19 protein-coding genes, 2 tRNA genes, 4 rRNA genes and 2 pseudogenes are annotated in these 18,436 nt (G+C 56.1%); 21 read left to right on the top strand and 6 right to left on the bottom strand.

The genetic code is table 11. The annotated features are described in order from the left end of the window. Nucleotides 1-35 precede the first annotated feature (35 nt). From GKE73_RS22780 to GKE73_RS06765, 8 genes and pseudogenes are all read left to right on the top strand, one after another. Nucleotides 36-251, top strand: coding sequence for a DegT/DnrJ/EryC1/StrS family aminotransferase (locus GKE73_RS22780; protein ID WP_312854386.1), 216 nt, complete (start codon nt 36-38; stop codon nt 249-251). After that, nucleotides 212-307 (top strand): DegT/DnrJ/EryC1/StrS family aminotransferase, encoded by a 96-nt coding sequence (locus GKE73_RS25440; RefSeq protein WP_376767291.1) that lies wholly within the window; start codon nt 212-214, stop codon nt 305-307. Before GKE73_RS22780 ends, GKE73_RS25440 begins: the two co-directional genes overlap by 40 nt. Before the next feature lie 20 nt (nt 308-327). Next, entirely contained in the window at nt 328-711 is a 384-nt protein-coding gene (locus tag GKE73_RS22775) for a DegT/DnrJ/EryC1/StrS family aminotransferase (RefSeq protein WP_312854385.1), read from the top strand. Next, entirely contained in the window at nt 702-881 is a 180-nt protein-coding gene (locus GKE73_RS22770; RefSeq protein WP_312854384.1) for a DegT/DnrJ/EryC1/StrS family aminotransferase, read from the top strand. The genes GKE73_RS22775 and GKE73_RS22770 overlap by 10 nt, the downstream gene beginning before the upstream one ends. Nucleotides 882-957: 76 nt before the next feature. Further along, on the top strand, nt 958-1,338 hold the full coding sequence (locus tag GKE73_RS22765) for a sugar transferase (protein ID WP_280954799.1): 381 nt from the start codon (nt 958-960) through the stop codon (nt 1,336-1,338). Further along, the gene (locus tag GKE73_RS22760) at nt 1,320-1,622 is read left to right on the top strand and encodes a sugar transferase (RefSeq protein WP_376767290.1); all 303 of its coding nucleotides are present in this window, start codon (nt 1,320-1,322) and stop codon (nt 1,620-1,622) included. The genes GKE73_RS22765 and GKE73_RS22760 overlap by 19 nt, the downstream gene beginning before the upstream one ends. Before the next feature lie 5 nt (nt 1,623-1,627). Beyond that, a pseudogene (locus GKE73_RS06770) lies at nt 1,628-2,275 on the top strand (nucleoside-diphosphate sugar epimerase/dehydratase); the annotation flags it as partial. Nucleotides 2,276-2,553: 278 nt separating this feature from the next. Further along, entirely contained in the window at nt 2,554-3,510 is a 957-nt protein-coding gene (locus GKE73_RS06765; RefSeq protein ID WP_230369527.1) for a UDP-N-acetylglucosamine 4,6-dehydratase family protein, read from the top strand. 66 nt (nt 3,511-3,576) lie between these two features. Here the strand turns inward: GKE73_RS06765 and GKE73_RS06760 are convergent, their stop codons facing one another. Further along, the gene (locus GKE73_RS06760; RefSeq protein ID WP_230369526.1) at nt 3,577-4,185 is read right to left on the bottom strand and encodes a GGDEF domain-containing protein; all 609 of its coding nucleotides are present in this window, start codon (nt 4,183-4,185) and stop codon (nt 3,577-3,579) included. Continuing rightward, a complete protein-coding gene (locus GKE73_RS06755; RefSeq protein ID WP_230369525.1) occupies nt 4,185-4,727 on the bottom strand; it encodes a hypothetical protein in 543 nt (180 codons plus the stop codon). The genes GKE73_RS06760 and GKE73_RS06755 overlap by 1 nt, the downstream gene beginning before the upstream one ends. A gap of 304 nt (nt 4,728-5,031) precedes the next feature. On the opposite strand from GKE73_RS06755, the gene GKE73_RS06750 reads away from it, so the two are divergent. After that, entirely contained in the window at nt 5,032-5,562 is a 531-nt protein-coding gene (locus GKE73_RS06750) for a YdcF family protein (protein WP_230371417.1), read from the top strand. A 130-nt stretch (nt 5,563-5,692) separates the two neighbouring features. Here the strand turns inward: GKE73_RS06750 and GKE73_RS24610 are convergent, their stop codons facing one another. Further along, nucleotides 5,693-6,034, bottom strand: a complete 342-nt coding sequence (locus GKE73_RS24610; protein ID WP_312854383.1) for a 50S ribosome-binding protein YggL — start codon at nt 6,032-6,034, stop codon at nt 5,693-5,695. A 101-nt stretch (nt 6,035-6,135) separates the two neighbouring features. Then, nucleotides 6,136-7,608, bottom strand: a pseudogene (gene ubiD / locus GKE73_RS06740) (4-hydroxy-3-polyprenylbenzoate decarboxylase). A 235-nt stretch (nt 7,609-7,843) separates the two neighbouring features. On the opposite strand from ubiD, the gene GKE73_RS22745 reads away from it, so the two are divergent. Together GKE73_RS22745 and GKE73_RS06735 are read left to right on the top strand one after the other, a co-directional pair. Continuing rightward, a complete protein-coding gene (locus GKE73_RS22745) occupies nt 7,844-8,023 on the top strand; it encodes an OmpW family outer membrane protein (protein ID WP_312854382.1) in 180 nt (59 codons plus the stop codon). Nucleotides 8,024-8,060: 37 nt separating this feature from the next. Then, nucleotides 8,061-8,390: an OmpW/AlkL family protein gene (locus tag GKE73_RS06735; protein WP_312854381.1), complete on the top strand. Its 330-nt coding sequence runs from the start codon at nt 8,061-8,063 to the stop codon at nt 8,388-8,390. A 106-nt stretch (nt 8,391-8,496) separates the two neighbouring features. Here the strand turns inward: GKE73_RS06735 and GKE73_RS06730 are convergent, their stop codons facing one another. Further along, nucleotides 8,497-8,700: an HAD-IA family hydrolase gene (locus GKE73_RS06730; protein ID WP_230369524.1), complete on the bottom strand. Its 204-nt coding sequence runs from the start codon at nt 8,698-8,700 to the stop codon at nt 8,497-8,499. Beyond that, nucleotides 8,679-9,146, bottom strand: a complete 468-nt coding sequence (locus GKE73_RS06725) for an HAD hydrolase-like protein (protein WP_230369523.1) — start codon at nt 9,144-9,146, stop codon at nt 8,679-8,681. Before GKE73_RS06725 ends, GKE73_RS06730 begins: the two co-directional genes overlap by 22 nt. Before the next feature lie 364 nt (nt 9,147-9,510). On the opposite strand from GKE73_RS06725, the gene GKE73_RS06720 reads away from it, so the two are divergent. From GKE73_RS06720 to GKE73_RS06675, 10 genes are all read left to right on the top strand, one after another. After that, nucleotides 9,511-11,049: ribosomal RNA gene (locus tag GKE73_RS06720) — 16S ribosomal RNA — on the top strand. A gap of 97 nt (nt 11,050-11,146) precedes the next feature. Further along, nucleotides 11,147-11,223, top strand: a tRNA-Ile gene (locus GKE73_RS06715). A gap of 11 nt (nt 11,224-11,234) precedes the next feature. Beyond that, nucleotides 11,235-11,310, top strand: a tRNA-Ala gene (locus tag GKE73_RS06710). A gap of 271 nt (nt 11,311-11,581) precedes the next feature. After that, a 23S ribosomal RNA gene (locus tag GKE73_RS06705) occupies nt 11,582-14,472 on the top strand. 129 nt (nt 14,473-14,601) lie between these two features. Then, a 5S ribosomal RNA gene (rrf, locus tag GKE73_RS06700) occupies nt 14,602-14,716 on the top strand. A gap of 119 nt (nt 14,717-14,835) precedes the next feature. Beyond that, a 5S ribosomal RNA gene (gene rrf, locus GKE73_RS06695) occupies nt 14,836-14,950 on the top strand. The 16S, 23S and 5S rRNA genes sit together here with 2 tRNA genes alongside, the layout of an rRNA operon. Before the next feature lie 135 nt (nt 14,951-15,085). Beyond that, nucleotides 15,086-15,244: a hypothetical protein gene (locus tag GKE73_RS06690; RefSeq protein ID WP_230369522.1), complete on the top strand. Its 159-nt coding sequence runs from the start codon at nt 15,086-15,088 to the stop codon at nt 15,242-15,244. Next, nucleotides 15,234-16,526, top strand: a complete 1,293-nt coding sequence (locus GKE73_RS06685) for a hypothetical protein (RefSeq protein ID WP_230369521.1) — start codon at nt 15,234-15,236, stop codon at nt 16,524-16,526. The genes GKE73_RS06690 and GKE73_RS06685 overlap by 11 nt, the downstream gene beginning before the upstream one ends. A 110-nt stretch (nt 16,527-16,636) precedes the next feature. Then, entirely contained in the window at nt 16,637-17,203 is a 567-nt protein-coding gene (locus GKE73_RS06680; RefSeq protein WP_230369520.1) for a PDC sensor domain-containing protein, read from the top strand. 2 nt (nt 17,204-17,205) lie between these two features. Further along, nucleotides 17,206-18,402 carry a PAS domain-containing protein gene (locus GKE73_RS06675; protein WP_230369519.1) on the top strand — a complete coding sequence of 399 codons (1,197 nt, stop codon included), beginning with the start codon at nt 17,206-17,208 and terminating at the stop codon, nt 18,400-18,402. Nucleotides 18,403-18,436 lie beyond the last annotated feature (34 nt).

The following is an 18,436-nucleotide window of genomic DNA, read 5'->3' as shown; positions in this document are numbered from 1 at the left end:
AAGCCGTCGGCATCGGCCCCGGCGATGAAGTCATCGTGCCGACGTACACCTTTACCTCCACCGCCGAAGTCGTGCGCTATCTGGGTGCGCATCCGGTGTTTGTCGATGTGGATCCGGTGACGCTCAACATCTCGCCTGCCGCCATCCGTGCCGCCATTACCGACAAAACCAAGGCGGTGATGCCGGTGCACTTTGTTACCTGCCGTGCGAAATGGCGGAAATTCTGGCTATTGCCCGCGAGCATAAGCTGAAAGTGGTGGAAGACGCCGCTCACGCCATGCCTAAGCCAGCTATCAGGGTCAACTGATTGGCACGCTGCAGTCCGACGTGACCGTGTTCAGCTTCTACGCCAACAAAACCATGACCACCGGCGAAGGCGGCATGGTGGTGTCGCGTCATCCGGAGATCATGGCGCGTTGCAAGATCATGCGCCTGCATGGCATCAGCCGCGATGCTTTTGATCGCTATGTTTCCAAAACCCCGGCCTGGTACTACGAAGTGATTGCGCCGGGCTTCAAATACAACATGCCGGACATCGCTGCCGCCATCGGGATCCACCAGCTGAAAAAGATCAACGCCTTCCGCGAAAAACGCGAGCAGATGGCGCAACGCTTTGATCGCGAACTGGCTGATTTGCCGCTGATCCCTTGCCGGCACGCCCGGCGCTGGCCAGCGACCATCACGCCCGGCACCTGTATCCGGTGCGCCTGAAAGCCGAAGCCGGTATCAGCCGCGACGACTTCATCCTGAAAATGTCGGAAAAAGGCATCGGCACCTCGGTGCACTTCATTCCGTTGCATCGTCAGCCGGTATGGCGCGACGGCTATCAGCTGACACCGGAACAGTTCCCGGCAGCCGATGCGGCCTTCCGGCTGAAGTGACCTTGCCGCTCTATACCAAAATGACCGAGGCCGACCAAACCCGCGTCATCGCTGCCGTGCGGGAGATTCTTGGCGCATGAGTGCACAGCCTTCCAAGCCCGGCCACCTGCCGCCCTGCTGCGCCCCGCGCACGCACGGCTCGCGCTGGCTCAAGCGTGGTTTTGACCTGCTCGCCGCCGGAGCCGGGCTGCTGCTGCTCGCGCCGTTGCTGTTGCTGCTGGCGCTGTGGATCAAGCTGGATTCGCCCGGTCCGGTGTTCTTCCGCCAGGTCAGGGTTGGCCGAAACGGCGTGCTGTTCCGTATCCACAAGTTCCGCACCATGCAGGTCAATGCCGAACGCCACGGCCAACTGACGGTGGGTAGCGATGCGCGCGTCACCGGCGCTTTAACCGCCTGCTGCGCAAAACCAAGCTGGACGAGCTGCCGCAACTGCTGGATGTGTTGTTTGGCGATATGAGTCTGGTCGGGCCGCGGCCGGAAGTGCCCAAATACGTGGCGCACTATCCGGACGATGTGCGTGATGTGGTGCTGTCGGTGCGGCCGGGCATTACCGACTGGGCATCAATCAGGATGATCGACGAAAACGACATTCTCGGTCAGGCGGCAGATCCCGAGCGTGCCTATATCGAACAGATACTGCCGGAGAAGCTGGGCTATTACGTGCGTTACGCGCAGTCACATACCTTGGCCGAAGATATCCGTATCATTCTGGCTACGCTCATGAAGATCGTTACACGGTAATTACCATGCTGGAAAACCTGCTTTCCTTCTCGCGTCACAACAAGATGGCGCTGCTGGCGCTGATGGATGCGCTGTTGTTGCCGCTGGCGCTGTGGAGCGCCGTCATCCTGCGGCTGGGCGGCAGCTGGGACCCCAAGCTGGATGCCTATTTGTGGATCTTCATCGTGCCGCCGTTGTGGGTCATCCCCATTTTCGTCAAGCTCGGCTTGTATCGCGCGGTGCTGAAGTATCTGGACGACAAGATCGTCTACACGGTGTTTTACGGCGTCACGCTGGCGGTGCTGGTGTTGACCGGCGTGATCGTCATGGCGCGCATCGGGCCGTTTCCGCGTTCCTCCATCATCATCTTCTGGATGTTCGCCATGGCCTACATCGGCGGCAGCCGCTTCCTGCTGCGCGGGCTGGTGCGGCGGCTGGATGCGGTGGATGCGCCGCGTGAACACGTCATCATCTATGGTGCGGGCCATGCCGGTATCCAGCTGATGCTGGCCTTGCAGGCCGGGCGCGAATACCGGCCGATGGCATTTGTCGATGACAACGCCGATTTGTGGCGCAAAACCTTCCGTGGTCTGGCCGTGCACGCGAGCACGGAACTGGCGGCGCTGATCAAGGAAGTACAGGCCAAGAGCATTCTGCTGGCCATCCCCTCGGCCAGCCGTGGCCGCCAGCGCGAAATTCTGGAACGGCTGGAAAGCCTGCGCGTGCCGATCAAACGCCTGCCCGGCATGGCCGATCTGGTGTCCGGCGAAGTCAAGGTCGAAGAACTGAAAGAGGTCGAGATTGAAGATCTGCTTGGCCGTGAGCCGGTGCCGCCGCGTGCCGAGCTGCTGGCGCGCAATATCGAAGGCAAGGTGGTGATGGTGACCGGCGCGGGTGGCTCCATCGGCTCCGAGCTGGTACGCCAGATCGTGCGGAACCGGACTCCCGCATCGTGCTGTTCGAGTTGTCCGAATACGCGCTGTACGCCATCGACCATGAGCTATCGGTCACGGCACCGCACGTGCCGCGCGTGGCACTGCTCGGCTCCGTCACCGATTACGACCGGTTGTGCCAGGTGCTGCGTGCCTTTCAGGTGTCCACGGTCTATCATGCCGCCGCCTATAAACACGTGCCGATGGTGGAACACAACCCGGTGGCCGGTATTCTCAACAATGCCTTTGGTACCGATACCACGGCGCGGGCGGCAGAAGACTGCGGCGTCGACACCTTTGTGCTGATCTCCACCGACAAGGCGGTGCGCCCCACCAACGTCATGGGCGCCACCAAAAGGTTGGCCGAACTCTGCCTGCAAGGGCGTCATGCGCGTGGCAGCACCACCCGGTTTGTCATGGTGCGCTTTGGCAACGTGCTGGGCAGTTCCGGCTCGGTGGTGCCGCTGTTCAAGCAGCAGATTCGCGGTGGCGGCCCGGTGACGGTCACGCATCCGGAAATCACCCGCTATTTCATGACGATTCCGGAAGCTGCGCAGTTGGTGATTCAGGCCGGTGCCATGGGTGAGGGCGGCGATGTGTTCGTGCTGGACATGGGCCAGCCGGTCAAGATTGCCGATCTGGCGCGGCGCATGATTCACCTGTCCGGGCTGGAAGTGAAGGACGACGCGCATCCGCATGGCGATATCGAGATCCGCTTCTCCGGCCTGCGTCCTGGCGAAAAACTGTATGAAGAACTGCTGATTGGCGACAACGTGTTGCCGACTGATCACAGCCGTATTCTGCGGGCGCAGGAATACCATCTGGAGCAGCAGGAGTTGGCCGAAAAAATGCAGCAGTTGGCCGTGGCCTGCCAGCAGCAGGACGCCCGTGCCGCCTTTGCGCTGATGCAGCAGGTGGTGCATGAATTTCATGCCGCGCCGCAAACCCACGATTGGGTGGCGTCGATGGCCGAATAGCCAGCCTGCTGCCAGAAAAAAGCCGCTTCCCATTGGGTGCGGCTTTTTTATTATCCGGAGCGTGGCTTAGTGATGGCTGACGATACGGTCCCGGCCGCCTTGCTTGGCCTGATACATGCGTTCATCCGCCAGTTCCACCAGCTGGTGCCAGTCGTCCGTCTCATCGGCCTGCCATTCGGCCAACCCTATGCTGGCGGTCTGCGGCTGGCCATCCGGACGGTTGCCCAAGCCATACAGCCGCAGCCGTTGCAGCGCCTGTTCCGCCTGCGCCAGATTTGCGCCCGGCATCAACAGCAGAAACTCTTCACCGCCCCAGCGCACCAGAATATCGCCGCTACGCATGCATTGCGCCACGGCCGGTGCCAGTTGCTGCAACACCTTGTCGCAACCTCCATGACCAAAGTTGTCATTGATGCTTTTGAAGTGATCCAGATCGATAAAGGCCACCGACAGCGGCGTCTGGTTGCGCCGGGCAAACACCATCTGCAACTCCAGCAACTCCTTGCCGCTACGGCGTGAGAAAGTGCCGGTGAGCGGGTCGCGGATGGCCTGATTGACCAGTGCGATGATGAACGCCAGCTGGCTCATGCTCGCCAGGCTGGCCACGCCGGTGAGTAGCGTCAACAACCAGAACTGGCCACTGTGTGACGGCCAGCTCGCCACCGACAGGTTCATCAGTCCGGCCGGGCAAAAGCCGCCAGCATGGGCATGGCAAACGCCAGGTTTTCCAGCAGGGTGAGGGGAAAGATGGCAAAACCGGCCAGTAGCACAAAGGGCAAGAAGGCATAGCCGGTACCGATGGCGGCGGAAACGCCCGCCAGCTGGTAATGAGACAACAAGAGGTGGGAAGCGACAAAAAACAGCGTTGGTATGGCAAACAGTGTTGCCATGCCGCGATAGGCGCTACGCAGCCTGCTCTCTTGCGGATACCACACGATCAGGGCCACGAATGCCAGTGTGGCAACCAGCCGCAGGGCAGCCAGTTCCAGCCAGAGCGGGAACGGTAGCGTGAGCGTATCGACGGCAATCCACAATGGCGTGAGGATGGCGAATAGCGTGGCAAACAACCGGACGCGATTGATGATCATGCGTGCGCGCCGTTGTTGCATCAGTGGCATGTGGCCGCAAGGGCGGATCAGCCCGCTGGCCTCATGAGGCGCCAGTTCACCCGGGAGCAACGCCTGTAAGCGCTGCCAGAGGTAATCGGTGATGTGCATGGTGTTATGGTTTTTTTGATCGTTGCAGTCTGCCGCAGGGTTTCTGGCAGAACCTTGTACTAAATCAAACATTATGACCCTCACACACAAGCAACTGTTTGATTTTTGTGCCAAATAGGCCCCGACCAGAATGGGGCGGCGGAGCGTATGTGCGATAACACAACATTTGATGCGACTTGAATGCAACCGGGGATAAGCAGGTAAAATAACAGCTTGTCTATCCCGGTCATGCCCATGCTTTACCTTCGTTTGATGTGCAAAGGCTTTCTGATTGCCGTGCTGCTGGTGCTGCTTGGCTTCCTGTATGCAGCACTGGAGCATCATCGATTACGGCAAATCGCTGCCTGACGAGCGTGCCGATGCCGCTTTGGTGTTGGGTGCGGCGGCATGGGGCAATCGCCCCTCCCCGGTGTTTCGCGAGCGCATCAAACATGCCGTCACTCTATATAAGAGTGGCAAGGTGCACTGGATTGTTTTTACCGGAGGCACGCCGCAGCCGGGTTATCCCGCCGAAGCCGATGTCGGGCGTGAATATGCCCTCAAGGCCGGTGTGCCGATGACCGCCATGTTGGCCGAAAACCAGTCCCGCACCACTTGGGCCAATCTCGACAATGCCAAAACCCTGACCCGGCCATTTGGTATCCGCACCTTTTTGCTGGTCAGTGACCCGCTGCACATGCGTCGTGCGGTGCTGATGGCGCATGATCTCGGGCTGAATGCCGCGCCGTCACCCACGCTGTCCAGCCGGTTCAGTACCACCGGCAGCTGGGCCAAGTTCCTGTTGCGGGAAACCCGGCTGTATGTCGGCTACCGGATTTTCCGCATCCTGTCCTGATGGCGTCCCAAGTGGCTTGCCGCGGCGTACTGGTCAGGGCAAGCGTTCCAATAGTGCACACCATAAAAAAAACCGGCGTTACGCCGGTTTTTCTTGCCATTCATACAGAGCTTATACCGCATGCCACAGATCAAGCAGCTCGCTGGCTTCCAGCGTTGCCACTTCGCTGCGCGCTTGCAGCCAGGGCGATCAGTTCACCGCGTAGCGCATCGGTAATCTTGGTTTGGCTGATCGGAAACACCACGCCTTCCAGTTTGTCCTTGCCATCAAAATGGCCGCCAAAGCTGACATCGGCTTCATCGACACGGCTCAGCCAGCCATCCAGCAAACCATCGGTATCGGCATCAGCCTGCAAGTTGATGGTCAGATGAAAGCCCAGCTCACGGTAGTCGCCCACGCGCATTTTCTTGCGCTGACGGTTGTTAAGCCGCTTCAGGCGGCGAGTGGAATTCGGATTGCGGGCAGTTGTCATGCAGGTCTCCGGGCAAAATATCGTTGAGCGTGACCGGCCAAACCACCCGCCACGCCGAAAGTTTCGGCCAACCTGCGTGTCAGCCGGTCGGCCATCGTGGGTTACAACCCCAATTCACTCCATAAATCATCCACCCGCTGCTTGGTGGCCTGATCCATGATGATCGGTGTGCCCCATTCGCGGTTGGTTTCGCCGGGCATCTTGTTGGTGGCATCCAGTCCCATCTTGCCGCCCAGTCCCGATATCGGGCTGGCAAAGTCCAGGTAATCAATCGGCGTGTGATCAATCAGTGTGGTATCGCGCACCGGGTCCATGCGAGTGGTAATCGCCCAGATCACTTCCTTCCAGTCACGCGTATTGACGTCGTCGTCCACCACCACAATGAACTTGGTATACATGAACTGGCGCAAGAAGCTCCAGCAGCCCATCATCACCCGCTTGGCGTGGCCCGGATACTGTTTCTTGATGCTGATCACCGCCATGCGATAGCTGCATCCTTCCGGCGGCAGATAAAAATCGACAATTTCCGGAAACTGCTTTTGCAAAATGGGAACAAATACCTCATTCAGCGCCACACCCAGCACCGCTGGCTCATCTGGTGGTTTGCCGGTGTAGGTACTGTGATAAATGGCGTTTTCCCGCATGGTGATGCGGTCAATGGTAAAGACAGGGAAATGATCCTGTTCATTGTAATAACCAGTATGGTCACCGTACGGGCCTTCCAGTGCCATGTCATTCGGGTGAATGTGTCCCTCCAGCACGATTTCCGCCCGTGCCGGTACCTGCAAATCGGAGCCAATGCAACGCGTCAATTCCGTGCGACTGCCGCGCAGCAAGCTAAAACTGATACTCCGATAACGTATCCGGCACCGGCGTGACTGCACCCAGGATCGTCGCCGGATCACATCCCAAAACCACGGCAACAGGATAAGGCGTATCAGGGTTGGCCGAACGGAACTCGCGGTAATCCAGTGCGCCACCCCGATGTGCCAGCCAGCGCATGATCACCCGGTTCTTGCCGATCACCTGTTGCCGGTAAATACCCAGATTCTGCCGTTTCTTGTTCGGGCCTCGGGTAACCGTCAGCCCCGGGTAATCAGCGGTGCCACATCGCCGGGCCAGCAGTGCTGGATCGGTAGCTTGCCCAGATCCACCTCATTGCCTTCCCAGACAATTTGCTGGCACGGCGCCCGTTTCACTTCCTTGGGCGCCATCGACAATACCTGCTTCAATAACGGCAGCTTGTCCCGGGCATCGCGCAACCCCTTTGGCGGTTCCGGCTCTTTCAGGTAAGCCAGCGTCTTGCCAATTTCCCGCAATTGCATCACATCATTGGCGCCCATCCCCATGGCCACGCGTCGGGGAGTGCCAAAAAGATTGGACAAGACCGGAAAAGCATAAGGCTGCCCGGCATTCGTCGGGTGTTCAAACAGCAAGGCCGATCCCCCGGCTTTCAACACCCGGTCGCCGATTTCAGTCATTTCAAGATGGGGGGAAACAGGTGAAGCAATACGTTTCAATTCACCCTGTTGTTCCAATTGTGCAACAAAGTCCCGCAGGTCAGCATATTTCATGATTTTTTCATGATCTGGCGCAAAGTTTTCAGGAAGGGAAATGGTAGTCTTGCCCTCGGACGTCGCACGCTACTGCCGCCAAGTAAGGAAGTCAATGTTGGTGGAGGGCGTTGGACCGAGATTTAGCCAACACTCTTGGAGAACACAAAATGAAAAAGCTTGCTCTCGCCGCCATGATCGGCCTGATTTCCGCCAGCGCTTTCGCCGCTCAAGGTGACATCCGGCCCGTTTCCGCGTGATCAACGTAAACCCAGATGTCAGCACCAGTAATACCTCTGCTGCTCATTCTCTCGGTTTGGGCTTGTCTGACCTGAAAACGGATGTAAAAGACGACACCGTTCCGGAACTCGACTTCACCTACATGATCACCAACAACATCGGTGCTGAACTGATCCTCGGGTACTTCGCGTCATAAAGTAGATACGACACTTGGTAATATTGGGAAAGTTTCGGTGCTGCCGCCGACTCTGACTCTGCAATACCACTTCGCTCCGGAAGCGACCTTCCGTCCGTACGCTGGTGTTGGTGTGAACTACACCCAGTTCTATAATGTTGGCCTGCTCAACAATCAACTGAATGTTGATCGCAGTAGCTGGGGTCCTGCTCTGCAAGTCGGCGCTGACTATGCCGTTACTAAAGATATTTTCGTCAACTTTGATGTGAAAAAGCTGTACATCAAGACCGATGTAAATGTTTCCAAGGGTGCTTTGGCTGGTACCAAACTGGGTACTCTGACGCTTGACCCGTGGGTCATCGGTGTAGGTATCGGTACCAAGTTCTAATCTAACTTGGTTACATCGTGAAAAGGCACCTGCGGGTGCCTTTTTTGTTGTCAAGCCACTCAGACTAATTAAGTCTTGAGAGCTGATGGTGTACTCATCTTGTTGTTTATTGAAACAACCCTAGACGTAATAGCTTGGCAATGGCGTCGGTGCGGAAATCCACACAGGCTGGTTTTCGCCACTGACGGCTGATCCAGACGGTTCTCATGCCCAGTCGTTTCGCCGCTTTAAGATTGTCCAGAGAATCTTCCACCATCACGCAGTGTCTTGCGATCAGTTTCTCCTTTGCTAACACGCGACGAAATGCCATCGGCTGAGGCTTGGAGGTAAAGTCCGGCGCTCAATACCATAGATGGCCGAAAACAAATGTTGTATTCCCATACGCCGCAGCAGTCCTTCGACGTAATGCTGTGGTCCATTGGACAGCAAAATTTTTCGGCCCGGCAACTGGCGTAAGGTGGATGCCGGGCCGGATTCCCAGCTAAGCCATTGCTCGAGCTCTGCCAAGGAATGGGTCTCGCGCAGGAAATGGTTGGGATCAATGCCGTGATGCCTGACCAATCCCTGCAAAGTCGCACCATAGCGTTTCCAGTAGTCCTCACGCAGTTGCCGCGCCTCTGCTTCATTTAGACGTAGGTAATGCATAATGTACTGCCCCATCATCTTATTGATGTGAGGAAAAATGCCCAAACTGGCGTTGTGTAGTGTGTTGTCTAAGTCAAAAATCCAGGTTGGTGCGGTCACAACAGCATCCATGGCAAAAATCCAGCATGCATTATCAACCGAATTGCCGCTTAACGGCAGAGCGGCATATCGGTATTGCGCAAATTCTCGAAAAAACAATGGTAATAAATATAATTAAAAAACAGTGTCTTACTATTTTTTGCTGCTGGGTGGCGAATTTTTATGAAGTTAAGTGTTGACGGGGGTGGGTGAGGTGGGTATAGTTCGCCTCCTCAGCTGACGACGCAACGGAAACGAAGCGGTTGGCACCGATCTTTAACAGAAAGAATAACCGATAGGTGTGAGTGCTTGGTAGAAGCCAACACTTGCACTGCAAGAGACAGAAATACTTGTTTTATTTCTTTGATCTTGCGTGCCAGAAATTTGCTAAGAGATTGAACTGAAGAGTTTGATCCTGGCTCAGATTGAACGCTGGCGGCATGCTTTACACATGCAAGTCGAACGGCAGCACGGGAGCTTGCTCCTGGTGGCGAGTGGCGAACGGGTGAGTAATGCGTCGGAACGTGCCGAGTAATGGGGGATAACGCTTCGAAAGGAGTGCTAATACCGCATACGCTCTGAGGAGGAAAGCGGGGGACCTTCGGGCCTCGCGTTATTCGAGCGGCCGACGTCGGATTAGCTAGTTGGTGGGGTAAAGGCTTACCAAGGCGACGATCCGTAGCGGGTCTGAGAGGATGATCCGCCACACTGGGACTGAGACACGGCCCAGACTCCTACGGGAGGCAGCAGTGGGGAATTTTGGACAATGGGGGCAACCCTGATCCAGCCATGCCGCGTGTCTGAAGAAGGCCTTCGGGTTGTAAAGGACTTTTGTCAGGGAGGAAATCCTGAGCGTTAATAGCGTTTGGGGATGACAGTACCTGAAGAATAAGCACCGGCTAACTACGTGCCAGCAGCCGCGGTAATACGTAGGGTGCGAGCGTTAATCGGAATTACTGGGCGTAAAGCGTGCGCAGGCGGTTGTGCAAGTCTGATGTGAAAGCCCCGGGCTTAACACGGGAACGGCATTGGAGACTGCACGACTAGAGTACGTCAGAGGGGGGTAGAATTCCACGTGTAGCAGTGAAATGCGTAGAGATGTGGAGGAATACCGATGGCGAAGGCAGCCCCACCGGGATGATACTGACGCTCATGCACGAAAGCGTGGGGAGCAAACAGGATTAGATACCACGGTAGTCCACGCCCTAAACGATGTCAATTAGCTGTTGGGGGTTTGAATCCTTGGTAGCGTAGCTAACGCGTGAAATTGACCGCACGGGGAGTACGGCCGCAAGGTTAAAACTCAAAGGAATTGACGGGGACCCGCACAAGCGGTGGATGATGTGGATTAATTCGATGCAACGCGAAAAACCTTACCTGCTCTTGACATGTACCGAACCTCTGAGAGATTAGAGGGTGCCCGAAAGGGAGCGGTAACACAGGTGCTGCATGGCTGTCGTCAGCTCGTGTCGTGAGATGTTGGGTTAAGTCCCGCAACGAGCGCAACCCTTGTCATTAGTTGCCATCATTAAGTTGGGCACTCTAATGAGACTGCCGGTGACAAACCGGAGGAAGGTGGGGATGACGTCAAGTCCTCATGGCCCTTATGAGCAGGGCTTCACACGTCATACAATGGTCGGTACAGAGGGTTGCCAAGCCGCGAGGTGGAGCTAATCTCAGAAAACCGATCGTAGTCCGGATCGCACTCTGCAACTCGAGTGCGTGAAGTCGGAATCGCTAGTAATCGCAGATCAGCATGCTGCGGTGAATACGTTCCCGGGTCTTGTACACACCGCCCGTCACACCATGGGAGTGGGGGATACCAGAAGTGGCTAGGATAACCTTCGGGGGTCCGGTTACCACGGTATGCTTCATGACTGGGGTGAAGTCGTAACAAGGTAGCCGTAGGGGAACCTGCGGCTGGATCACCTCCTTTCTAGAGAAAGGCGGAAGCCGAGTACTCACAACCTATCGGTTGTTCTGGAAGTTAAGGGCATGGAGTTTAGCCGGAAGGCGAGACGCCATCGTCAACTGGGTTTGTAGCTCAGCTGGTTAGAGCACCGTCTTGATAAGGCGGGGGTCGTTGGTTCGAGTCCAACCAGACCCACCATTTGACCTGTTGGGGGATTAGCTCAGTTGGGAGAGCACCTGCTTTGCAAGCAGGGGGTCGTCGGTTCGATCCCGTCATCCTCCACCACTCAGCCCAAACAAAAGCGCATCGTCGAGAGGCGGTGAATTTTTGTTTGCGTTGACAGACCGCAAGGTCGTACGCTCGATCTTTAACAAACTGAAGAAGCCGAATTAACAAGACGGCAAGAAGGAAAACGGAGTTAAGTCTTCGTTGGAAAGCTTGTCGACTTTGGGTAATTTGATTGTATCGATGTCATGTCGCCATATCAAAAGGGGCGGTGTGACATGTCGCACAAACACAGCCTGTTGTGGAAGTAACCAGGTTACTGAAATGATAGGGTCAAGCGACTAAGTGCATCTGGTGGATGCCTTGGCGATCACAGGCGATGAAGGACGTGTAAGCCTGCGAAAAGCGCGGGGGAGCTGGCAATAGAGCTTTGATCCCGCGATATCCGAATGGGGAAACCCACCTAGCAATAGGTATCCCTGACTGAATACATAGGTCAGTGGAAGCGAACCGAGTGAACTGAAACATCTAAGTAACTCGAGGAAAAGAAATCAACCGAGATTCCGTCAGTAGTGGCGAGCGAACGCGGAACAGCCTGTACTCTTTATGACTTGGCTTAGTCGAAGGCTCTGGAAAGTGCCACCGTAGTGGGTGATAGTCCCGTAGACGAAAAGCCATGGCAAGAACTAAGTGTACGAAAAGTAAGGCGGGACACGCGAAATCCTGTCCGAAGATGGGGGGACCATCCTCCAAGGCTAAATACTCGTGATCGACCGATAGTGAACCAGTACCGTGAGGGAAAGGCGAAAAGAACCCCGGGAGGGGAGTGAAATAGAACCTGAAACCGGATGCATACAAACAGTGGGAGCCTCGCAAGGGGTGACTGCGTACCTTTTGTATAATGGGTCAGCGACTTACATTCAGTGGCAAGCTTAACCGAATAGGGGAGGCGTAGGGAAACCGAGTCCGAATAGGGCGTCTTAGTCGCTGGGTGTAGACCCGAAACCGAGTGATCTATCCATGGCCGGATGAAGGTGCGGTAACACGCACTGGAGGTCCGAACCCACTAATGTTGCAAAATTAGGGGATGAGCTGTGGATAGGGGTGAAAGGCTAAACAAACTCGGAGATAGCTGGTTCTCCCCGAAAACTATTTAGGTAGTGCCTCATGTATCACTTCCGGGGGTAAAGCACTGTTATGGCTAGGGGGTCATTGCGATTTACCAAACCATGGCAAACTCTGAATACCGGAAAGTGCAAGCATGGGAGACAGACGGTGGGTGCTAACGTCCATCGTCAAGAGGGAAACAACCCAGACCGCCAGCTAAGGTCCCAAATGATAAGCTAAGTGGTAAACGAGGTGGGAAGGCCTAGACAGCCGGGATGTTGGCTTAGAAGCAGCCATCATTTAAAGAAAGCGTAATAGCTCACTGGTCGAGTCGTCCTGCGCGGAAGATGTAACGGGGCTCAAGCTTATAACCGAAGCTGCGGATGCACAGTTTACTGTGCGTGGTAGGGGAGCGTTCTGTAGGTCTGTGAAGGTGTGTCGTAAGGCATGCTGGAGATATCAGAAGTGCGAATGCTGACATGAGTAGCGATAAAGCGGGTGAAAAGCCCGCTCGCCGAAAGCCCAAGGTTTCCTACGCAACGTTCATCGGCGTAGGGTGAGTCGGCCCCTAAGGCGAGGCTGAAAAGCGTAGTCGATGGGAAACGGGTTAAAATTCCCGTACTTTCGTATAGTGCGATGTGGGGACGGAGAAGGTTAGGTCAGCCAGGTGTTGGATGCCCCTGGTTCAAGCCGGTAGGCTGGAGAGGTAGGCAAATCCGCCTCTCCTTAAGGCCGAGACGTGATAACGAGGATCTACGGATCTGAAGTGACTGATACCACGCTTCCGGGAAAAGCCACTAAGCTTCAGCTATACGAGAACCGTACCGCAAACCGACACAGGTGGGCAGGATGAAAATTCTAAGGCGCTTGAGAGAACTCAGGAGAAGGAACTCGGCAAATTGATACCGTAACTTCGGGAGAAGGTATGCCTGTTGTGGTGTAAACCCTTGCGGTTGAAGCTACGACAGGTCGCAGAGAATCGGTGGCTGCGACTGTTTAACAAAAACACAGCACTCTGCCAACACGAAAGTGGACGTATAGGGTGTGACGCCTGCCCGGTGCCGGAAGGTTAAGTGATGGGGTGCAAGCTCTTGATCGAAGCCCCGGTAAACGGCGGCCGTAACTATAACGGTCCTAAGGTAGCGAAATTCCTTGTCGGGTAAGTTCCGACCCGCACGAATGGCGTAACGATGGCCACACTGTCTCCTCCTGAGACTCAGCGAAGTTGAAGTGTTTGTGAAGATGCAATCTACCCGCTGCTAGACGGAAAGACCCCGTGAACCTTTACTGTAGCTTTGCATTGGACTTTGAAGTGGTTTGTGTAGGATAGGTGGGAGGCTTAGAAGCCGGGACGCTAGTTCTGGTGGAGCCAACCTTGAAATACCACCCTGACCCCTTTGAGGTTCTAACTTTGGTCCGTTATCCGGATCGGGGACAGTGCATGGTAGGCAGTTTGACTGGGGCGGTCTCCTCCCAAAGTGTAACGGAGGAGTTCGAAGGTTACCTAGGTACGGTCGGAAATCGTGCTGATAGTGCAATGGCAAAAGGTAGCTTAACTGCGAGACCGACAAGTCGAGCAGGTGCGAAAGCAGGACATAGTGATCCGGTGGTTCTGAATGGAAGGGCCATCGCTCAACGGATAAAAGGTACTCCGGGGATAACAGGCTGATTCCGCCCAAGAGTTCACATCGACGGCGGAGTTTGGCACCTCGATGTCGGCTCATCACATCCCGGGGCTGTAGCCGGTCCCAAGGGTATGGCTGTTCGCCATTTAAAGTGGTACGTGAGCTGGGTTCAAAACGTCGTGAGACAGTTTGGTCCCCTATCTGCAGTGGGCGTTGGAAGTTTGACGGGGGCTGCTCCTAGTACGAGAGGACCGGAGTGGACGAACCTCTGGTGTACCGGTTGTCACGCCAGTGGCATTGCCGGGTAGCTAAGTTCGGAAGAGATAACCGCTGAAAGCATCTAAGCGGGAAACTCGCCTGAAGATGAGACTTCCCTGAGGGCTTGACCCTCCTGAAGAGTCGTTCGAGACCAGGACGTTGATAGGTCGGGTGTGGAAGCGCTGTGAGGCGTGAAGCTAACCGATACTAATTGCTCGTGAGGCTTGATCCTATCATTTGAGTGGCTTGGGAAACCGAGCTGGCTGTAAATGTGCGACGTGCAATCAATTACCGAAATCATAAGTTAATTCAGGGTTGAGAGATCAACCCAAGGCTTCTTGCAGTTTGTTGACAGCTTATGTCTGGTGGCCATAGCGAGGTGGTCCCACGCCTTCCCATCCCGAACAGGACCGTGAAACGCCTTAGCGCCGATGATAGTGTGGCATTCGCCATGTGAAAGTAGGACACCGCCAGACTCCCCTTACGAAGCCCAGCTCAATCAGCTGGGCTTCTTGCTTCACCTGTTTTAGGGTAAGCATGATGCAAGCTTGGGTGTTGAGTTGTCTCCACCATGAGCTTGCGGTAACAGTTTATGTTTGGTGGCCATAGCGAGGTGGTCCCACGCCTTCCCATTCCGAACAGGACCGTGAAACGCCTTAGCGCCGATGATAGTGTGGCATTCGCCATGTGAAAGTAGGACACCGCCAAACGCTAAATATAAAGCCCGGACGATGACGTCCGGGCTTTTTGCGTTATGAACCGGCGAATGTGGATTAGCTCTACCATGCGGTGGATGGGGGCGAGTAGAATAACCTGTTTATTTTGCTGAAGATTGTTGCTGGTTCATGACGCCCCATCCTCGAAATGCCCGTATCAAGGGCGAGCCCTGTTTGCCTAATCGTTTCATTTTTGGCGATGCCGTGGATGAGAACGGACTGGAAGCGACGGAGTATCTGATTCATACCGAAGCCCCGGCGTTTGTCTGCCGCCCTGGTGGGGAATGATACGACCCCGTTTCCGGGACGGGAGTCTGATGAGTTTGCCAGTGCAGTCTTGCTGGACGACGCAGAAAATCTCACTCTGTATGTCTGCAATCAGGGATTGCGCCTGTTTGATTTCTGCTTCCAGAGTGAGGTGCCGACGGCCGCACAGTTGCAGCATATTTGTGATGCTGCGATGCAGGCTTATCGTCGACTGCACATGGCTTACGAGCAACGGGAAGCATTGCCTCCCACACGCGAAATGCGCGCAGGACCGACCGAGCCTTTGCCTCCTGTCGAGCGTCGTCAGGCAGTGCAGCAGTTGGCCGAACAGGCTCGTGCGGCGCTGGCTGACCCGTTAAGCCGTATTCACCTGACCGCCGCGGTACAAATGGCGTTGTCGAGCGGTGACCAGGCGGTGTTTACCGAAGCCCAGTTGGCCTTGTTGCCTGAACCGGGGGCGCGTGAGTTGTTGATTCATACGGCGCGCGATCTGATTGCTTTTCCTGAAGTGGTTCATCCGGACGGTAGTGTTGTTTCCTACGAATTGTGGGCGTTACCACTCGCTTTTACCCGTGCGCAGGGCGGGGTGTGGTGGCATTTCCCGTTGCTGGAACGGGTGGAGACTGTGCTGGCAGATGCCTTGGACGTGTCGGAAAAGTCCGTTCTGTGGATTTCGCCTACCGTGTTTACCTTGGAAATGCTCAATGAGCGCTCCTGTCAGGACTTGGTGCATCTTGCTCCGGTGATGGATGCGGGCTGCGATTTTGCTCCGTTGGACCCGGAATCTTCTCGCGCGACATATGATGCGGCACGCAAGACGACTGATCCGCAACTGGTGCTGGCTTGGATTCCGTTTCTGGTAGAGCGTGGGGCGATTCCCATGGAGAAGGCGCGCAGGCTGGCACGTAAGGCTCTGGATGCTGCCATGCCAGTGGTGCAGCAGGCCATTGGCGCGGAAATGGAATATGGTGAAGCCGAGTTGTTTGCGCCGCTGCCATGGTGGGAGGCGCTGAATTCTGGCGTGCAGGCGTGGAACCGCAAACGGCTGGGGATTACCGTGGCTCTGGTGGCGGCCTCGGATAGCGGCTTGCCGGAAATTGAGGCCGTTGCTGAGTATCAGCCGGAAACACAGGGTTATCAGGTGAGCCTGAAGCGCAAGGATCAGGATGAGGTGTTGGCTTACACACCGTGGATGTTGGTGCCAGATGTTGCGCCAGAACGCGAACGTGCTTGGCGTGATCTGTGCGATTGCCTGAAAGAAGCGGGAATTCCGTTGAGCGAGCGGGTGGCCCGGTTGCACTGAACGGCCGCATCACAGCCGTAACTTGCAGTGCAGGTTTGTCGGTGAGTGATCCGCCTGATAGGCTGTAATAAGACGGGTACGCCGTATTGCCCGATTCAATGCCGGGGACAGTGTATGACTTGCCCCTGATTGTGCCGTCTTCCGGATCGCTGCCCATGCTACAGCCTGCTTCCCTTAAAAACCGTGTCGCACTGTTTTCCGTGCTTTGGGGTTTCTTGCTGGTGCTCACGATCAGCGCACTGAGCTACGGCATTGGCAAGAATTATATCCGCGAGGCACGGTTCCATTATTTGTACGACATGGTCGGACGGGTATGTGCCGATCTGGATGCGCGCTTGTTGTGGCGTCAGCATTTGCTGGTGCAGGCGGCAAAGCAAATCACACCGCAGCAGGGGTTGGCCGAACCGGAGAGCGCCCGGTTAATAGGGACGCTGCAGTATCTGAAAGGGCCGTTTAACTCGGTTGTCCTTTATGGCCGCGACGGTAGCATTCTGGCCGATTATCCGACGCTATCCAGCCTGCACGGCATGAATATCGCCGATCGAGATTATTTCCGTGAAACCCGGCAAAGCTTGCGGCCACAGATCACCGGGCCGGTGCAAACCCGCGGACAGTTACAGCGCAACATCATCATTTTTACCGTGCCGCTGAAAGATGCCAACGGGCACTTTGCTTAAGCATGCTGGGGGCGACGCTGGAGTTGTCCTCGCCCGAGTTCTTTAGCGAACTGAAAACCATCCATCTGGGCCAGACCGGCTATATCACCGTCAACTCGGCCCACACCATGGTCAATATCTACCATCCGGATCGTAGCCGTATCATGCATCCGGTTCCTCCTGCGTATAAAAGCCCGGCCCTGCACCGCGCCATTAATGGTTGGGAGGGCGTCACCGAGGCAGAAATCAGTACCGGTGAAGCCATGCTGGTGGCGTACCGTCATATGCATTCGGTGGACTGGGTGGTGGGCGGTTTGTTGCCGCGTGACGAAGCATATGCCTCGTTGCACCGCCTGACCGTAACTTTGGTCATGGGTGGGGTGCTGCTGCTGATATTGATTTTGCCACTGACCTGGTGGTGGATGCGCCGCTTGCTGACGCCGCTGGATACGTTGAAAGAGCAGGTGGCCAGCTTGCAGCATGCGCCAGCCCAGTTGCCGTTGCGGATTAGCGGGGCAGCAGAATTACAGGCGGTGGCGGAAAGCGTCAGCAAGGTGTTTGTTGAGCGTGAGGATTTTGCGCAGCGGTTGGCCGAACGTGAGGTGTTTTTCCGTACGCTGAATGAGGATTCACCGTTTGGCATTTTCGTGATTGAGGCGGATGGCCACATCAACTACATCAATCGTGCCGCCGCGCAGTTGGCTCCGCCACGCGGTGAGCGGGATTGGGTGGGGGACCATTGGCTGGATCTGGTGCATGCGGAGGAACGAAATGGGCTGGCGCAGTCCTGGCGCGAGTCGGTGATCCTGAATGGTCGTTTTCGTACCCAGTGCCGTTTGTCACACCGCGAAGGCGGCGATGCCTTGGTGGAACTGCACTTTAGTCCGTTGCTCAATGGCGAACGGGAGCAGAGCCTGGTCATCATGTTGGACGTGACCGAACGCGAAGAAGCCAAGAGCGCCCTGTTGGCCGAACGCGAGCGTGCCATGGCGATTCTGGCCTCGATTGCCGATGCGGTGGTGCTGACCAACGAACACGACGAAGTGATGTTCCTGAATATGCTTAAGCAGAGGCGATGCTGGGCGTGGCAGCCAGCGAGGCGCACGGCCAGCCGCTGGCCGAATTTGCCAGCTTTGCCGAGCCAGACGGCGCCGCCGTGCCGGTGCTCTGCCCGCTGGAGGCGCTGCGTGGTCGCCGTCAGGTGGAACTGGAGTTGCTGACGCGTGGCGCTCGTCGCCTGTCGATAGAATTGAC

It is taken from the genome of Paludibacterium denitrificans (assembly GCF_009707705.1).
Taxonomy (GTDB): Bacteria; Pseudomonadota; Gammaproteobacteria; order Burkholderiales; family Chromobacteriaceae; genus Paludibacterium_A; species Paludibacterium_A denitrificans.
The sequence above is the reverse complement of the archived record's forward strand: the minus strand, read 5'-3'. Positions and strand labels throughout refer to the sequence as shown.

Excerpts from the sequence above, each read along its gene's own strand:
- GKE73_RS25440 (WP_376767291.1), top strand. The coding sequence starts at position 212 with ATGGCGGAAATTCTGGCTATTGCCCGCGAGCATAAGCTGAAAGTGGTG.
- GKE73_RS22765 (WP_280954799.1), top strand. The coding sequence starts at position 958 with ATGAGTGCACAGCCTTCCAAGCCCGGCCACCTGCCGCCCTGCTGCGCC.
- GKE73_RS06760 (WP_230369526.1), bottom strand. The coding sequence starts at position 4,185 with ATGAACCTGTCGGTGGCGAGCTGGCCGTCACACAGTGGCCAGTTCTGG.
- GKE73_RS06755 (WP_230369525.1), bottom strand. The coding sequence starts at position 4,727 with ATGCACATCACCGATTACCTCTGGCAGCGCTTACAGGCGTTGCTCCCG.
- GKE73_RS06750 (WP_230371417.1), top strand. The coding sequence starts at position 5,032 with ATGCAGCACTGGAGCATCATCGATTACGGCAAATCGCTGCCTGACGAG.
- GKE73_RS24610 (WP_312854383.1), bottom strand. The coding sequence starts at position 6,034 with ATGACAACTGCCCGCAATCCGAATTCCACTCGCCGCCTGAAGCGGCTT.
- GKE73_RS06730 (WP_230369524.1), bottom strand. The coding sequence starts at position 8,700 with ATGGCATTTCGTCGCGTGTTAGCAAAGGAGAAACTGATCGCAAGACAC.
- GKE73_RS06725 (WP_230369523.1), bottom strand. The coding sequence starts at position 9,146 with ATGGATGCTGTTGTGACCGCACCAACCTGGATTTTTGACTTAGACAAC.
- GKE73_RS06690 (WP_230369522.1), top strand. The coding sequence starts at position 15,086 with ATGACGCCCCATCCTCGAAATGCCCGTATCAAGGGCGAGCCCTGTTTG.
- GKE73_RS06675 (WP_230369519.1), top strand. The coding sequence starts at position 17,206 with ATGCTGGGGGCGACGCTGGAGTTGTCCTCGCCCGAGTTCTTTAGCGAA.